This window comes from Burkholderia sp. HAN2018 (genome assembly GCF_024704855.1).
Classification (GTDB): domain Bacteria; phylum Pseudomonadota; class Gammaproteobacteria; order Burkholderiales; family Burkholderiaceae; genus Burkholderia; species Burkholderia cepacia.
Window position 1 is genome coordinate 1 of record NZ_QOBB01000169.1, and the last position, 16,391, is coordinate 16,391.

A 16,391-nucleotide genomic window follows, 5' to 3' on the forward strand; every position below is an offset into this window, starting at 1 on the left:
CGGCGCGCTGCAGGATGCGGGCGCCGGCACGGCGTCGGCACACGGCGGCGGCGGCTCGCCGGGCGCGGCCGGAATCGTCCCGCGCCGATGGTAAAATGCCGGATTCTCCCTCCTCGCTCGACCCGGCCCTCAAAGCCCGCCCGATCATGTCCGACACTCGTCCCGATACGCTTTTCGCCCTCACCGCGCTCTCGCCCATCGACGGCCGCTACGCCAGCAAGACCGAAGCGCTGCGCGACTGGCTCTCCGAAGCCGCCTTCATGCGCCACCGCGTCACCGTCGAGGTGCACTGGCTGATCGCGCTGTCGCGCGCCGGCTTCGCGGAAGTCCCGCGCTTCTCGGAAGCCTCCGAGCAGTTCCTGCTGCAGCTCGCCGAGCGCTTTACCGCCCACGACGCCGCGCGCATCAAGGAAATCGAGCGCGTGACGAACCACGACGTGAAGGCCGTCGAATACTGGCTGAAGGAATCGGTGAAGGGCCAGGAAGAACTCGAAAAGGCCAGCGAATTCATCCACTTCGCGTGCACGTCCGAGGACATCAACAACACGTCGCACGGGATGATGCTCGCCGGTGCGCGCACGCACGTGATCGTGCCGGCGCTGCGCACGGTCCACCAGCGCCTCGTCGCGCTCGCGCACGCGCTGGCCGACCAGCCGATGCTGTCGCGCACGCACGGCCAGCCGGCCAGCCCGACGACGCTCGGCAAGGAGCTCGCGAACGTCGCGGCCCGTCTCGACCGCGCGATCGCGCGCATCGAGAAGGTCGAGATCCTCGGCAAGATGAACGGCGCGGTCGGCAACTTCAACGCGCACCTGTCCGCGTATCCGGAATTCGACTGGGAAGCGTTCTCGCGCGACGTGATCGAAAACCGCCTGAAGCTCACGTTCAACCCGTACACGATCCAGATCGAGCCACACGACTACATGGCCGAGCTGTTCGACGCCGTGGCACGGGCGAACACGATCCTGCTCGACCTCGACCGCGACGTGTGGGGCTACATCTCGGTCGGCTACTTCAAGCAGAAGACGAAGGCCGGCGAGATCGGCTCCTCGACGATGCCGCACAAGGTCAACCCGATCGATTTCGAGAACTCGGAAGGCAACCTCGGCCTCGCGAACGCGACGCTGCGCCACCTCGCCGACAAGCTGCCGGTGTCGCGCTGGCAGCGCGACCTGACCGACTCGACGGTGCTGCGCAACATGGGCGTCGCGCTCGGCTACTCGCTGCTCGCATACGACTCGCTGATTCGCGGCCTCGACAAGCTCGAAGTGAACCCGCAGCGCCTGAACGAAGATCTCGACAACTGCTGGGAAGTGCTCGCCGAGCCGGTGCAGACGGTGATGCGCCGCTACGGCATCGAGAACCCGTACGAGCAGCTGAAGGAACTGACGCGCGGCAAGGGCATCACGCGCGAAGCGCTGCAGGAATTCGTCGGCACGCTCGCGATCCCGCAGGACGCGAAGGATCGCCTGCTCGCGATGACGCCTGCGTCGTACATCGGCAAGGCCGTCGAACTCGCGAAGCGGATCGCGTAAGCGCTCGTCTCCGTACGTAAAAAAGCCCGATGCGAGCAATCGCATCGGGCTTTTTCATTGCGTGCCGCGTCCGCTCAGAACGAAATCATCCGCCCCGGATTGAGCGCGCTCATCACGCTCATCGCAGCCTTCGCGGCCGGGATCGCGATCGGCGACAACTGGCGGCCGAGCGGAATCGCGCGATGGTCGATGCCGGTCAGCATCGAGAAATCGTCGTTGCGTCCGACGAAATCGTCGCAGATCGCCTTGCCGATCCGCACCGTCTGCGCGACGCCGTGGCCGCTCCAGCCCTGCACCATGTACATCGGCACGCGGCCGTCGGTCTTGCGGCTGTCGGTCGCGCCGTTCAGCGTGAAGTCGCTGACGCCGCTCCAGCAATAATCGAGCGCGAACTGGCCGTCGACCTGCGGGAACACCGTGTTCAGCCGCGTCAGCAGATACGCGTTGACGTCGGGCTGCGCCCAGCACGTGCCGGTGCCCTGCCCGCCGAACAGCAGGCGGTTGCCGCGTACCGGCCGGTAGTAGTCGATCTGGAACTGCGTGTCGTACACGGGCATGCCGGCCGGCATCAGCGTCGCGACGTCGACGTCGAGCGGCGCCGTCACGCTCACATAGGTAAAGAACGGCACGGTCGTCGCGGCGCCGTCGTCGAGCAGCCGGAACGTCGTGTTGTGCAGCGCGAGCACGACGCCCTTGCGTGCGGTGATCGTGCCGCCCGGCGTCGTCGCGACGACGCCCGCGGGCGTCTCGTCGAGCTCGAGTACCTCGGTGCCTTCGTACAACGTGCCGCCGTTAAGGCGGAAACCGTGGACGAGCCCGCGCACCAGTGCGAGCGGATGGATCTGCCCGCCGATCGCATCGATCGCCGCGCCGTGGTACAGCCCCGAACGCACGTATTCGTCGTGCAGCTGATGGCGGCCGACGAGCGTCACGCCCGCGTCGCCGAGATGACGGCGCGCATCCGCGCCGTCCAGCAGCGCACTCATGTGGCCGGGGTGGACGGCCGCCGTGATGTGCCCGCGTTTGCGGTCAAGCTCGAGCGCGTAACGCGCACCGATCGTATCGATCAGGTCCATCGATTCGGTCGACGCGAAGCGCCACAGCCGCTTCGCGTCGTCGTGCGACAGGTGGTCGATCATGTCGGCCGCTTCCCAGCGCGCGAGGCCGGGCGTCAGTTGCCCACCGTTGCGACCCGATGCGGCCGAGCCGACGTGGTGCTTGTCGACGAGGATCGTGTCGACGCCCGCTTCGGCGAGATGCAGTGCGGCCGATGCGCCGAGCAGACCCGCGCCGATCACGAGCACGTCGCATACCGCGTCGTGCGCGAGCGGCGCGGTGTTTTCATGGCGCGACAGCGACGCCTCGTACCAGTTCGCCGGGCGCTCGCCGTCGTGGCGGGCCGGATCGCACCAGTTCCAGTTGTCTTTTTCGATGTTCAGTTGCGTTTGCTCGAAACGCGATTCGCCCTGGATCAGGGGTTGATTGTTGAAAGTCATGATTGCACTTGCATGGTCTTGGGCCGCCTGTCGAAGAGCCTTCTGGCTTTGCGTGTGGGGCAGCCGGTTCCACATGGGTGTCAACGAGAAAAGGGGCGCGATGGCCCGTGTTGACGGCGGGCACAATCGTGCCGCCTGGATCCCGGACTGTGCGAAAGCACGTATTGAAAGGTGCCGGGACACCCAATTTCTACATCGCAGAAATAATTCTACAGTGTAGAATAAGCTTTCGTCAAGTTTACAGCCGGTGCCGCACCGGCACACCGGCCCGTATCGATGAAAGACAAACCCGCCCAGGGCCCGCGCGGCCTCGACAAGGATGCGATCGTCGCGGCAGCGCTCGCGCTGCTCGAAGACGTCGGCGAAGCCGCGTTCAGCGTGCGCAAGCTCGCGCAGTCGGTCGGCTGCGATCCGATGAGCGTGCTGTACCACTTCAAGTCGAAGGAAGGCCTGAGCCGCGCGATCGCGAACGCGCTGTCGCGCTCGCTCGTGCCGGTCGACGCCACACTGCCGTGGCGCGAACGGCTGCGAGACCTCGCGCGCCAGTACCGCGCGCTCGCGCTGCGCTACCCGGCCGCGTTCGCACTGCTGCAGCGGCACATGAGTACCGGGCCGGCCGATCTCGCGCACATCGAGGCCGTGCATCGCGCGCTGGCCGACGCCGGCATCCCGCGCGCGGCGCTGCCATCGGTTTGCGTCGGCTGGTATGCGAGCGTGATCGGGCTTGCCGCGGCCGAAGCCGGCGGCCTCACGCGCGCCGCGAACGACGTCGAGCTCGCGGAAATGGAGGCGCTGTCGGACGCCGCGCATCCGCTCGTCAAGGCGGCCGCCCCGCTCTACGCGCAGCTCGATCCGGCAGCCGTGCACGACACGATGCTCGACGTACTGCTCGACGGTATCGCGAAGCAGGCGCCCACGGCCTGACCGGCCCGCCGGCCAACAACGAAAAAGGCGCCCCGAGGGGCGCCTTTTGCGTGATGAATGCCGCGAACCGCGCTCAGTGCTGCTGCGCGATGCCGATCTTCAGCATGACCTGATCGACGATCTGTTCGGGCGTCAGCTCGATGCTGACCTCGATCGCTTCGTCCGGGCCCGGTTCCTCGAGCGTGTCGAGCTGGCTCTTCAGCAGCGACGGATCGAAGAAATGGCCGGTGCGGCTCTTCAGGCGCTCGTGCAACACCTCGAACGAACCCTTCAGATACACGAACCGCACGTCGGTGTCGGTGCCGCGCAGCACGTCGCGGTACGACCGCTTCAGCGACGAGCACGTGAACACGGCCGTCTCGCCCGCGCGCTGCTTTTCCTCGATGGCCGCGCGGATCGTGCGCAGCCACGGCCAGCGGTCGTCGTCGGTCAGCGGAATGCCGTGGTGCATCTTTTCCTTGTTCGCCGCGCTGTGAAACGCGTCGCCGTCGGTATAGCTGCACGACAGGCGTTCCGCCAGCATTTCGCCGATTCGCGATTTGCCCGCGCCCGACACGCCCATTGCGATCAGAATCATTGACTACCCCTTGTTACAAAACCATGCTCAGCAGCAGCGTGAAGCTCAGGCCGAGAATCGAGATGATCGTTTCGAGCAGCGTCCAGGTCTTGAACGTCTGGCCGACCGTCATCCCGAAATATTCCTTGATCAGCCAGAAGCCGCCGTCGTTCACGTGCGAGAAGATCAGCGAGCCCGAGCCCGTTGCGAGCACCAGCAGTTCCGGACGGACCGCCGCCCCCGATGCCGCCGCGATCGGCGCGACGATGCCGCAGGCCGTCGTCATCGCGACCGTTGCCGAGCCCGTGGCCAGACGAATCAGCGCGGCGACGAACCAGCCGAGCAGCAGCGGCGACAGGTGCGCCTGCGTGGCCGTTGCGACGATCTGCTGCGAGATCCCGCTATCACGCAGGATACCGCCAAAGCCGCCGCCCGCGCCGACGATCAGCGTGATCCCGGCGATCGGCGCCAGGCACTCGCCGCAGAACTTCTGGATCTGGTCGCGGTTGAAGCCCTGCAGCTTGCCGAACGTGAAGAAACTCACGAGCACGGCGATCAGCAGCGCGACGTCCGAGTTGCCGGCAAAGCGCAGCAGGTTGTTCGGCAGCGTCTTCGGCGCGAACAGCAGGTCGGCCCAGCTGCCGACCAGCATCAGGATCACCGGCAGCAGGATCGTGAACAGCGTGATGCCGAAGCCCGGCAGTTCGCGCTTCTTGCCTTCGGTGTGCGTGTCGACGAATTGCGCGGCGAGCGGGTTGTTCTCCGGCAGCTTCACGAACTTCGAGATCGTCAGCGCGAACAGCGGGCCCGCGACGATCGCGGTCGGCACGCCGACGATCAGGCCGAATGCGATCGTCTTGCCGATATCGGCGCCGTACTGCTGGACCGCGAGCAGCGCGGCCGGGTGCGGCGGGATCAGCCCGTGCACGACCGACAGGCCGGCCACCATCGGCAGGCCGACGACGAGCAGCGACTTGCCGGTGCGCTTCGCGACGTTGAACGCGATCGGGATCAGCAGCACGAAGCCGACTTCGAAGAACACCGGCAGGCCGACGATGATCGCGACGAACATCATCGCCCAGTGGATGTTCTTTTCACCGAACCAGTCGATCAGCGTGGTCGCGATCCGTTCGGCGCCGCCCGATTCGGCCATCATCTTGCCGAGCATCGTGCCGAGGCCGACGACGATCGCAATGTGGCCGAGCGTATTGCCGTTGCCCGTCTCGAACGACTTGACGATCTTGTCCATCGGCATCCCGACCACCAGGCCGAGGCCGAGCGACACGATGATGAGCACCAGGAACGGATAGATCTTGAACCGCGCGATCATCACGATCAACGCCACGATCGCGATCACGGTATAGATGAGCAGCATGCTGCCTTGGACAGCCCCCATGTGGACTCCTCCTTGGGATTATTCGAACCGGGCGATCGTTGCGAGTATGCCCGGCTATGCAGGTCTCCGAAACAGCGGGGAGACCCCCACCGTCAGGACGCTGAATTTTACTTATCTTTACGGTTCGCGGATAGAACCGGTTCCATCAGCAAAAACCCTCGGTAAAACAAGCACTAAGCGCTTGTCTCCCGAGGGTCAAACCATCATTCCGTACAAGTCTTAACGGGGAAGCTGGCTCGCGGCTTGCGCGAGACGCGTGACTTCGGCCCAGTCCTGCGCGGCGAGCGCGGCCTTCGGCGTGAGCCACGAGCCACCGACGCACACCACGTTCGGCAGCTTCAGGAAATTCGGGGCGGTTTCGACCGTGATGCCGCCGGTCGGGCAGAACTTCAGCGCCGGGAACGGGCCGTGGAACGCCTGCAGCATCGGCACGCCGCCCGCTTGTTGAGCGGGGAAGAACTTCACGATCTCGTAGCCGAATTCGAGTGCCTGGATGATGTCGCTCGGCGTCATCACGCCCGGCAGCAGCGGCAGGCCCGCGTCGAGCGACGCGAGGTGCAGCTCTTTCGTCAGGCCCGGCGACACGCCGAACTTCGCGCCCGCGCGCTTCGCCTGCTCGCAATGCTCGGGCTTCGTGATCGTGCCGACGCCGACGACGATGTCGTCGGCGAGCTGGCTCGCGCGCTGGATCGCTTCCAGGCCGGCCGGCGTGCGCAGCGTGATCTCGAGTACCTTCACGCCGCCCGCGTGCAACGCGCGCGACACGTGTTCACCCTGCTCGACCGAGTCGAATGCGAGCACCGGGATGACCGGGCCCAGCTTCACGATTTCAGCAATCGTCTTCATTGAATTGGCTCCTTGAAATTCATGCGGCGACGTGGGCGGCCGATTCGCCGACCAGCGCGCCGAAAACCGATGCGCCCTGCTCGGCCGGCGCGGCGGCCGCGCGGAACACGCCGAACAGTTCACGCCCGAAACCGACCTCGTTCTCGGCCTGGTGCAGCGGCTGCGCGACCGGGCGCGCCTGCCACTCGGCGGCGTCGACCTCGATGTCGAGCACGCCGGCTTCGGCGTCGATCACGAGCGTATCGCCCGTCTTCACCTTGCCGAGCGGGCCGGCCAGCAGCGCTTCCGGCGACACGTGGATCACGGCCGGCACCTTGCCCGATGCGCCCGACATGCGGCCGTCGGTGACGAGCGCGACGTGGAAGCCCTGATCCTGCAGCACGCCGAGCAGCGGCGTCAAACGGTGCAGCTCGGGCATCCCGTTCGCGCGCGCGCCCTGGAAGCGCACGACCGCGACGAAATCGCGCTTCAGCTCGCCGCGATCGAAGGCTTCCTGCACGGCTTCCTGCGAATCGAACACGATCGCGGGCGCCGTCACCTTGCGGTGCTCGGGCGCGACCGCCGAAATCTTGATCACGCCGCGGCCGAGCCGGCCCTGCATCAGGCGCAGGCCGCCGTCCGGCTGGAACGGGTCGCGGATGCCGCGCAGCACCTTCGTGTCGTGGCTCTCGGCCGCGCCGTCGACCCACGTCAGCTTGCCGTCGATCAGCTTCGGCTCCTTCGTGTAGTGCGACAGGCCCTTGCCCGCGACGGTCGTCACGTCTTCATGCAGCAGCCCGCCTTCGAGCAGGTTGCGCACCAGGAAGGCCACGCCGCCCGCCGCGTGGAAATGGTTCACGTCGGCCTTGCCGTTCGGGTAGATCTTCGCGAGCAGCGGCACGACGGCCGACAGTTCGTCGAAGTCGTTCCAGTCGATCAGGATGCCGGCCGCGCGTGCGATCGCGACGAGGTGCAGCGTGTGGTTGGTCGAGCCGCCCGTCGCGAGCAGCGCGACGATCCCGTTGACGATCGCCTTCTCGTCGATCACATGGCCGATCGGCGTGTAGTGGCCGCGTTCGACGGTCAGGTCGAGCACGCGGCGCGCGGCCTCGGCCGTCAGCGCGGTGCGCAGCGGCGTGTGCGGATGAACGAATGCCGAGCCCGGCAGGTGCAGCCCCATCAGCTCCATCAGCATCTGGTTGCTGTTCGCGGTGCCGTAGAACGTGCAGGTGCCGTGGCCGTGATACGCGGCCGATTCGGCCTCGAGCAGTGCGTCGCGGCCGACCTGGCCGGTCGCGAACTGCTGGCGGATCTTCGCCTTGTCGTCGTTCGACAGGCCGCTCGTCATCGGGCCGGCCGGCACGAAGATCGTCGGCAGATGGCCGAACTGCAGCGCGCCGATCAGCAGGCCCGGCACGATCTTGTCGCAGATGCCGAGGCAGAGCGCCGCGTCGAACATGTTGTGCGTGAGCGCGATCGCCGTGCCCATCGCGATTGCCTCGCGCGAGAACAGCGACAGCTCCATCCCCGGATTGCCCTGCGTGACGCCGTCGCACATCGCCGGCACGCCGCCCGCGAACTGCGCGACGCCGCCGTTCTCGCGCGCGGCCGCCTTGATGATCTCGGGGAAATCCTTGTACGGCGCGTGCGCGGACAGCATCTCGTTGTACGAGGACACGATGCCGATGTTCGGCTCGCGGATCGCCTTGATCGAGAACTTGTCGTTGCCCTCGAGGCCCGCGAAACCATGCGCGAGGTTCGCGCACGACAGTGCGCCGCGTGCCGGGAACTTGCCCTGCGCGCCGTCGATGCGCTGCAGATAGGCGGAACGGGTCGATAGGCTGCGGGCGATCACGCGTTCGGTGACCTTCGCCAGAGTGGGGTGCAGCGATGTCATGCTGGGCGCTCCTGTATGCCGGCCGACACCGGCGGTTGGAATCGTGGGAACGATCGAGTGCGTCGAACGAACGAAGCCAGTCTAGTAGAAAAACTACAAGCGCGCAATGTCGATCCGCATACGCGCAACCCTTATTCCCGCCACCAGCAAGGCTTTACCTAGTGAAAACCCTAATCATCGGTATCCCACGTGCCATGAAATGCCGACAAATCAGCTAGTAATTTCATGTAGATTTTCTACAATTCGATTGCGATACACTCGCTCATCCGAACCCGATTTCTGCCTGCCCGTCCATGCTGCCCCGCATAGAAGCGATCCGCGCCGAGTTGCGCCCGTCCGAGCGCAAGCTCGCCGACTACATCCTCGCCGCGCCGCGCGAGGTGCTCGACCTCGCGATGACCGAGCTGTCGACGCGCGCCGGCGTCAGCCAGCCGACGATCGCGCGGTTCTGCCAGGCGCTCGGCTGCAGCGGCTTCCGCGAATTCAAGATCCGGCTCGCGCAGAGCGTCGCGCCGGGCGTGTCGTCGGTCTATCGCGACGTCGAGCCCGACGAACCGGCACCCGGCATCATCGGCAAGGTGTTCGACCGTACGATCGGCGCGCTGATCGAGGTGCGCAACAGCCTGTCGGCCGGCAGCGTCGCCGAAGCGATCGCGCTGCTGTCGAACGCATCGCGGATCGAGTTCTACGGCGCCGGCGGCTCCGGCATCGCCGCGCAGGACATCCAGCACAAGTTCTTCCGGCTCGGCGTGCCGAGCGTCGCGTATTCGGACCCGCACACGTTCTCGATGTCGTCGGCGCTGCTCGGGCCGCACGACGTCGTCGTCGCGATCTCGAACACCGGCCGCACGCGCGACATCGTCGACGCCGCGCGCTCCGCGCTCGCGTGCGGCGCGAAAGTCGTCGCGATCACGCAGAGCCATTCGCCGCTCGCGAAGCTCGCGACGGTGAGCCTCGCGTCGAACGTCGCGGAGGAAACCGACGTGTTCTCGCCGATGACGTCGCGGATGTCGCATCTCGCGATCGGCGACATCCTCGCGGTCGGCGTCGCGCTGTCGCGCGGCCCCGCGCTCATGGAACGGGTCGGCCGCGCGAAGGAGGCGATCACGCGCCGGCGGATCGACGACGGCACGAAGGATTGAGCAGGCGGCAGGCAGCGCGCGCGTAAACGACGAACGGCGCCCCGAGGGGCGCCGTTGCGCAGGGTTCCGCACCGGCAACCGCGCCGGCCGCGCCGCTCAAAACGGCTTGATCACGACCAGCGCGACCGCCGCGAGCATGCCGAGCACCGGCAGCTCGTTGAACACGCGATACCACTTGTCGGTGCGGCGGTTCTCGCCACGCTCGAACACCCGCAGCAGGTGCCCGCAATAGGCGTGATAGACGATGAGCAGCAGCACGACCGTCACCTTCGCGTGGATCCAGCCCTGCCCCTGCCCGATGCCGATCGAAAGCCACAGCCACAACCCGCAGGCCAGCGCCGGCACCGCGATCATCGTCATGAAGCGGAACAGCTTGCGCGCCATCAGCAACAGGCGCCGCACGGCGGCCGGATCGGTTTCCATCGCTAGGTTCACGTAGATGCGCGGCAGGTAGAAGAGCCCCGCGAACCACGCGGCGATCAGAACGATATGGAACGTCTTGACCCAGAGCATCGCCATCGGTTGTGTGCCTCGCTTGTTATTGGCGGCCTTCGCCGTGCCCGAGCACGACGTACTTCAGCGACGTCAGCCCTTCCAGGCCGACGGGGCCGCGTGCATGCAGCTTGTCGTTCGAGATGCCGATTTCCGCGCCGAGACCGAATTCGAAACCGTCCGCGAAACGCGTCGACGCGTTGACCATCACGCTCGCCGAATCGACTTCGCGCAGGAACCGCATCGCGCGGTCGTGATCCTCGGTGACGATCGCATCCGTGTGATGCGAGCCGTAATGGTTGATGTGCTCGATCGCGGCATCGAGGCCGTCGACGACCTTGATCGCGAGCACCGGCGCCAGATACTCGGTGTGCCAGTCTTCCTCGGTGGCATCGACGAGCGGGCCGACGCCCGCATCGGCGAGCACCGCGCGCGCGGCCGCATCGACGCGCAGCTCGACCTGCTTGTCGCGATACAGCTGGCCGAGCGGCGGCAGCAGCTTCGCCGCGACACCGCTCGCGACGAGCAGCGTCTCCATCGTGTTGCAGGTGCCGTAGCGGTGCGTCTTCGCGTTGTCGCAGACGGTCAGCGCCTTGCCGAGGTCGGCGCGATCGTCGACGTACACGTGGCAAATGCCGTCGAGGTGCTTGATCATCGGCACGCGCGCCTCGTTGATCAGGCGCTCGATCAGGCTCTTGCCGCCGCGCGGCACGATCACGTCGACGTATTCGGTCATCGTGATCAGCTTGCCGACCGCCGCGCGATCGGCCGTCGCGACCACCTGTACCGCATCCTGCGGCAGGCCGGCGGCTTCGAGCCCTTCGCCGATCAGCTTCGCGAGCGCCGCGTTCGATTCGAGCGCTTCGGAGCCGCCGCGCAGGATCGTCGCGTTGCCCGACTTCAGGCACAGCGCGGCCGCGTCGATCGTCACGTTCGGGCGCGATTCGTAGATGATGCCGATCACGCCGAGCGGCACCCGCATCTGGCCCACCTGGATTCCGCTCGGGCGGTACTTGAGGTTGCCGATCTCGCCGATCGGATCGGCCAGCGACGCAACCTGGCGCAAGCCCTCGACCATCGTCTTCAGCGCCTTGTCCGACAGCGTCAGGCGATCGATGAACGCTGCATCGAGCCCCTTTTCACGGGCACGGGCGACATCGCGGGCGTTCGCGTCCTTCAGTGCCTGCGCGTCGCGTTCGATCGCGCGAGCCACGGCGTCGAGTGCCGCGTTCTTCGCGGCCGTGCTGGCGCGCGCCATCGCGCGGGAAGCGTGCCGGGCGCGACGGCCCAGGTCGGTCATGTACTGATCGATATCCATCGTGTGACTCGAGAAGCGCGCCGCGCTGGGCGGCATGAATTCGTGGGGAAGCGTGGACGGCGGCCGGAGAGCCGCGCCCGTGATCGAAACATTGTATGCGGGTTGCGCAGCGCGCGCTGAAGGCCCGGACGGGACTTAGCGTCGCACGCGGCCCGCGGTCGGCGGTCGCTCGCCGCGGGCACCGGCCACCGTCATCGCGAGCTGGAACAGCCCGTCCCACGGATCGGGCGGCGGTTCGTCCTGCGTGCGGCGGCCCGGCACGACGGCCGTGAGCCCCTTGACCTGCCGGTCGAGCTTCGCGGCAAACGCGAGTGCCTTCTCGAGCACGGCTTCCGACACACGGTTCAGCGCGGGGCCGATCAGCCGCTCGCGCGGCCCCCACACACGGTTCTCGCGCAGCAGCGTCGCCAGCGGCTTGCCGGCCGTCGTGCCGCGCTTGATCCGCAGCAGCGTGCGCAGTTCCTCGACGACGGCCCACATCACCAGCACGATCGCCTCGCCCTCGCCCTTCAGCCCGTCGATCATCCGCGCAAGCCGCGCGGCGTCGCCGGCGAGCATCGCTTCGTTCAGCTTGAAGACGTCGTAACGCGCGACGTTCAGCACCGCGTCGTGCACCTGTTCGAACGACAGCGCGCCCTGCGGATACAGCAGCCCGAGCTTCTGGATTTCCTGGTGCGCGGCGAGCAGGTTGCCTTCGACGCGCTCGGCGATGAACTGCAGCGCACGCCGCCCGTCCTCGCCGGGCGCGGCGCGCTGGCCCTGCATCGCGAGACGCTGACCGATCCAGTTCGGCAGCTGCGCGCGGTCGACCGGATCGATCTTCAGCGCGACGCCACCGTTCTGCAGCGCGGTAAACCAGGCGGATTTCTGCGTGGCCGCGTCGAGGCGCGGCAACGTGACGAGCATCAGCGCGTCGGGGTTGGGCGTGGCCGCGAGCGTCTTCAGTGCGTCGGCGCCTTCCTTGCCGGGCTTGCCCGACGGAATGCGCAGCTCGATCAGCTGGCGCTCGCCGAACAGCGACATCGCCTGGGTCGCGCCGAGCAGCACGCTCCAGTCGAAACCGCGCTCGACCGTATGCACCGAACGCTCGGTGAAGCCGGCCGCACGCGCGGCCGCACGAATGCGGTCGCACGCCTCCTGCGCGAGCAGCGGCTCGTCGCCGTACACGGTATAGAGCCCGGCCACCCCCTTCGCGAGGTGCGGCTCCAGTGCATCAAGTCGCAATTGCATCGGTGCGTATGCCGTCGATCAGAGCGGCGGCGGCGGCAACGGCGCGCGCGGCGCGACACCCGGCACCACGTCTTCCGGCGCCGGCGTCAGCGAGTGGACGATCGCGAGACGCCGCATCAGCTGGTCGACCGCGTCGTTCTGCATGTCGCCGTACAGGATGTCGGCTTCCTGCGCCTTCGCGTTCGTGTACTGGTCGCTGTACGTCATCGCGCGGTTCAGCGCGATCGCGCTCGGCGGGATCAGCACGGTGCCGTCCTTGCTCGTGAGCGTGTAGCTCAGCGTATAGAACAGTGCGTATTCCTGCGCCGAGCCGAACTTGTTGAGCGTCAGCGTATTCTGCCCGCGCGACTCCCACATGCGCAGCACGGCGTCGGCGTCGTCCGCCGACTTGACGATCTTCGTGTCGCTGCCGGCCTCGACGAGGCGCACGAAGCGCGCCTCGACCGGCGCCGGCGCGCCGACGATCAGCAGGTGCTTGAACGCGTAGTCCTGCTGGCCGCGCAACTGGAAGCCGCATGCCGACAGCGCGACCGCGCTGCCGACGGCGAGCATCAAAAACGATCTGCGGATCACCTTCGCTCCTTCTGGGTACGTCCGACGTCCGACGGCCGGCGGCCGTCAGACGACGATGTTCACGAGGCGGCCCGGCACGACGACGATCTTCTTCGCCGGCTTGCCGTCGCTGAACTTCGCGAACGCTTCGTCGGCCACCGCCGCAGCTTCGATCGCCTCGCGGCTCGCGTCCTTCGCGACCTTCAGCGCGCCGCGCACCTTGCCGTTCACCTGCAGCACGAGTTCGATCTCGGCCTGCTCGAGCGCGGCCTCGTCGACCTTCGGCCACGGTGCGTCGAGCAGCGGGCCGAATTCGTCCGCATAGCCGAGCGCCTTCCACAGCTCGAACGTGACGTGCGGCACGACCGGGTACAGCACGCGCAGCAGCACGCCGTACGTTTCGCGCAGCACGCCGGGCGTCGCGCCCTTCGCGCCGTCGATCGCGTTCAGCATCTTCATCGCGGCCGACACGACCGTGTTGTACTGCAGGCGCTGGTAATCGAAATCGGCCTGCTTCAGCACGCTGTAGATTTCGCGGCGCAGCGCCTTGTCGGCTTCGCCGAGCGCGGCCGCATCGAAGCCCGCGCGCGCGGCGAGCGCTTCACGGTTCGTCGCACCGAAGCTCCACACACGGCGCAGGAAGCGGCTCGCACCCTCGACGCCCGCACCCGACCACTCGAGCTGCTGCTCGGGCGGCGCGGCGAACATCGTGAACAGGCGCGCGGTATCGGCGCCGTACTGGTCGATCAGCACCTGCGGATCGACACCGTTGTTCTTCGACTTCGACATCTTCTCGATGCCGCCGAGCACGACCGGCTGGCCGTCCGTGTTCAGCGTCGCGCCGACCGGGCGGCCCTTGTCGTCGTGCGTGACCGTCACGTCGGCCGGGTTGTACCAGGTCTTCTTGCCGGAAGCGTCTTCACGGTAGAACGTCTCGTTCAGCACCATCCCCTGCGTGAGCAGGTTCTTCGCCGGCTCGCCGAACTTCACGAGGCCGAGGTCGCGCATCACCTTGGTCCAGAAGCGCGAATACAGCAAGTGCAGGATCGCGTGCTCGATGCCGCCGATGTATTGATCCATCGGCATCCAGTAATCGGTGCGCGCGTCGACCATCGTCTCGGCGTCCGGCGCCGTGTAGCGCGAGAAGTACCACGACGAATCGACGAAGGTGTCCATCGTGTCGGTTTCGCGCTTCGCGGCCGCGCCGCACTTCGGGCACGAACAGTTCAGGAACGCTTCCGACTTCGCGAGCGGGTTGCCCGAGCCGTCCGGCACGAGGTCTTCCGGCAGCACGACGGGCAGGTCCTGCTCGGGCACCGGCACGTCGCCGCACGACGGGCAGTGGATGATCGGGATCGGCGTGCCCCAGTAGCGCTGGCGCGATACGCCCCAGTCGCGCAGGCGCCACGTGACCTGCTTGTCGCCGAAACCGCCGGCGTTCAGGTCGGCCGCGACCGCGTCGACGGCTTCCGTGTAGCGCAGGCCGTCGTACTTGCCGCTGTTCACGCAGACCGCGGTTTCCTTGTCGCCGTACCACTCCTGCCATGCGTCGAGCGAGTACTGCTGGCCTTCGGCCGAGATCACCTGCCTGATCGGCAGGTCGTATTTCTTCGCGAACGCGAAATCGCGCTCGTCGTGACCCGGCACGCCCATCACCGCGCCTTCGCCATAGCTCATCAGCACGTAGTTGCCGATCCACACCTCGACCGGCTCGCCGGTCAGCGGGTGCGTGACCGAGAAGCCCGTCGCGACGCCCTTCTTCTCCATCGTCGCGACGTCGGCCTCGGCGACACCGCCGCGCTTGCATTCGTCGATGAACGCGAGCAGCTCGGGCTTGTCCTGCGCGAGGCGCGTGGCCAGCGGATGCTCGGCCGCGATCGCGCAGAACGTGACGCCCATGATGGTATCGGCGCGCGTCGTGAACACGCGCAGCAGCTTCTTCTCGCCGTCGAGTTCGTACGGGAAGCCGAAGTTCACGCCGAAGCTCTTGCCGATCCAGTTCTGCTGCATGATCTTCACGCGCTCGGGCCAGCCGAGGCCGTCGAGGTCGTTCAGCAGCTCATCCGCGTACTGCGTGATGCGCAGGTAGTACATCGGGATCTCGCGCTTCTCGACGAGCGCGCCCGAGCGCCAGCCGCGGCCGTCGATCACCTGCTCGTTCGCGAGCACGGTCTGGTCGACCGGGTCCCAGTTCACGGTGCCCGTCTTCTTGTACGCGATGCCCTTCTCGAGCATCTTCAGGAACAGCCACTGGTTCCACTTGTAGTAGTCCGGCTTGCACGTCGCGATCTCGCGCGACCAGTCGATCGCGAGGCCCATCGACTGCATCTGGCCCTTCATGTAGTCGATGTTGTCGTAGGTCCACTTCGCGGGCGGCACGCCGTTCGCCATCGCGGCGTTCTCGGCCGGCATCCCGAACGCGTCCCAGCCCATCGGCATCAGCGTGTTGTAGCCGTTCATCCGCAGATAGCGGTACATCACGTCGTTGATCGTGTAGTTGCGCACGTGACCCATGTGCAGCTTGCCGGACGGGTACGGCAGCATCGACACGCAGTAGAACTTCGGCTTCTGCGAATCTTCCTGCGTCTTGTAGGCATCGGCTGCGCGCCAGTCGCCCTGGGCGGCGGCTTCGACGTCGGCGGGTACGTATCTCTCGTGCATGGTGTGGTTCGGACTAGGCTTTAAGCGGCGCGACGGCGCGCGCAGGAGTGGATCGAAAATCGTGCTTGCCCGGCGGACCGGCAGGTTCGCTGTTGCCGGACCTGTTCACGGTTTCCGGGAATTTTCCGGGCAACCCGCAGCATGCCCGGGTAGCCTGGAAAATTCCGGGTTACCTGAAAAGAGCCTGCCAACCGGGAAAAACGTTGATTATACCGCCCGCGCCGGCCCATTCGACCGGTCTTGCGGCGGGCGGCCCGATCCCGCGCCAGGGACGGGCCCGCCGGATCCGCTCAGCGGTTGGCCGGCACGGCAGGCGCCGCCGCGGAACCGCCCGCCTGCGGCGGCACGTCGGTCACGAAGCCGATCC

At 66.9% G+C, this 16,391-nt stretch carries 14 protein-coding genes; 4 read left to right on the top strand and 10 right to left on the bottom strand.

What is annotated here, in order from left to right; genetic code table 11:
• The first annotated feature begins 146 nt into the window (after positions 1–146).
• Positions 147–1,535 carry an adenylosuccinate lyase gene (gene purB, locus DPV74_RS30070; RefSeq protein WP_027788377.1) on the top strand — a complete coding sequence of 463 codons (1,389 nt, stop codon included), beginning with the start codon at positions 147–149 and terminating at the stop codon, positions 1,533–1,535.
• A gap of 74 nt (positions 1,536–1,609) precedes the next feature.
• On the opposite strand, the gene DPV74_RS30075 is transcribed toward purB, so the two are convergent.
• Complete coding sequence (locus tag DPV74_RS30075; protein WP_027788378.1) at positions 1,610–3,031, bottom strand: FAD-binding oxidoreductase; 1,422 nt, start codon at positions 3,029–3,031, stop codon at positions 1,610–1,612.
• Between the two features lie 276 nt (positions 3,032–3,307).
• Between DPV74_RS30075 and DPV74_RS30080 the strand changes: the two genes are divergently transcribed.
• The gene (locus tag DPV74_RS30080) at positions 3,308–3,955 is read left to right on the top strand and encodes a TetR/AcrR family transcriptional regulator (protein WP_027788379.1); all 648 of its coding nucleotides are present in this window, start codon (positions 3,308–3,310) and stop codon (positions 3,953–3,955) included.
• Between the two features lie 73 nt (positions 3,956–4,028).
• Here DPV74_RS30080 and DPV74_RS30085 read toward each other — a convergent pair whose 3' ends face one another.
• The 4 genes from DPV74_RS30085 to edd form a co-directional block, all read right to left on the bottom strand.
• Entirely contained in the window at positions 4,029–4,532 is a 504-nt protein-coding gene (locus DPV74_RS30085) for a gluconokinase (RefSeq protein WP_027788380.1), read from the bottom strand.
• 13 nt (positions 4,533–4,545) lie between these two features.
• Positions 4,546–5,907, bottom strand: coding sequence for a GntP family permease (locus tag DPV74_RS30090; protein ID WP_027788381.1), 1,362 nt, complete (start codon positions 5,905–5,907; stop codon positions 4,546–4,548).
• Positions 5,908–6,126: 219 nt separating this feature from the next.
• A complete protein-coding gene (eda, locus tag DPV74_RS30095) occupies positions 6,127–6,753 on the bottom strand; it encodes a bifunctional 4-hydroxy-2-oxoglutarate aldolase/2-dehydro-3-deoxy-phosphogluconate aldolase (RefSeq protein ID WP_011350938.1) in 627 nt (208 codons plus the stop codon).
• Positions 6,754–6,772: 19 nt separating this feature from the next.
• Entirely contained in the window at positions 6,773–8,629 is a 1,857-nt protein-coding gene (gene edd / locus DPV74_RS30100) for a phosphogluconate dehydratase (RefSeq protein WP_119338516.1), read from the bottom strand.
• A 293-nt stretch (positions 8,630–8,922) separates the two neighbouring features.
• On the opposite strand from edd, the gene DPV74_RS30105 reads away from it, so the two are divergent.
• Entirely contained in the window at positions 8,923–9,771 is an 849-nt protein-coding gene (locus DPV74_RS30105; protein ID WP_021158790.1) for a MurR/RpiR family transcriptional regulator, read from the top strand.
• 96 nt (positions 9,772–9,867) lie between these two features.
• Here the strand turns inward: DPV74_RS30105 and DPV74_RS30110 are convergent, their stop codons facing one another.
• From DPV74_RS30110 to leuS, 5 genes are all read right to left on the bottom strand, one after another.
• On the bottom strand, positions 9,868–10,290 hold the full coding sequence (locus DPV74_RS30110) for a CopD family protein (RefSeq protein WP_011350935.1): 423 nt from the start codon (positions 10,288–10,290) through the stop codon (positions 9,868–9,870).
• Positions 10,291–10,309: 19 nt separating this feature from the next.
• Positions 10,310–11,581, bottom strand: coding sequence for a glutamate-5-semialdehyde dehydrogenase (locus tag DPV74_RS30115; protein ID WP_119338517.1), 1,272 nt, complete (start codon positions 11,579–11,581; stop codon positions 10,310–10,312).
• Between the two features lie 135 nt (positions 11,582–11,716).
• The gene (gene holA, locus DPV74_RS30120; protein WP_060219431.1) at positions 11,717–12,811 is read right to left on the bottom strand and encodes a DNA polymerase III subunit delta; all 1,095 of its coding nucleotides are present in this window, start codon (positions 12,809–12,811) and stop codon (positions 11,717–11,719) included.
• 18 nt (positions 12,812–12,829) lie between these two features.
• Positions 12,830–13,384 (bottom strand): LPS assembly lipoprotein LptE, encoded by a 555-nt coding sequence (gene lptE / locus DPV74_RS30125; RefSeq protein ID WP_027788385.1) that lies wholly within the window; start codon positions 13,382–13,384, stop codon positions 12,830–12,832.
• A gap of 45 nt (positions 13,385–13,429) precedes the next feature.
• On the bottom strand, positions 13,430–16,024 hold the full coding sequence (gene leuS, locus DPV74_RS30130; RefSeq protein ID WP_059697827.1) for a leucine--tRNA ligase: 2,595 nt from the start codon (positions 16,022–16,024) through the stop codon (positions 13,430–13,432).
• A gap of 92 nt (positions 16,025–16,116) precedes the next feature.
• Between leuS and DPV74_RS30135 the strand changes: the two genes are divergently transcribed.
• Positions 16,117–16,391, top strand: a 275-nt coding sequence (locus DPV74_RS30135) for a hypothetical protein (protein WP_205571955.1), incomplete at its 3' end; no start/stop codon positions are given.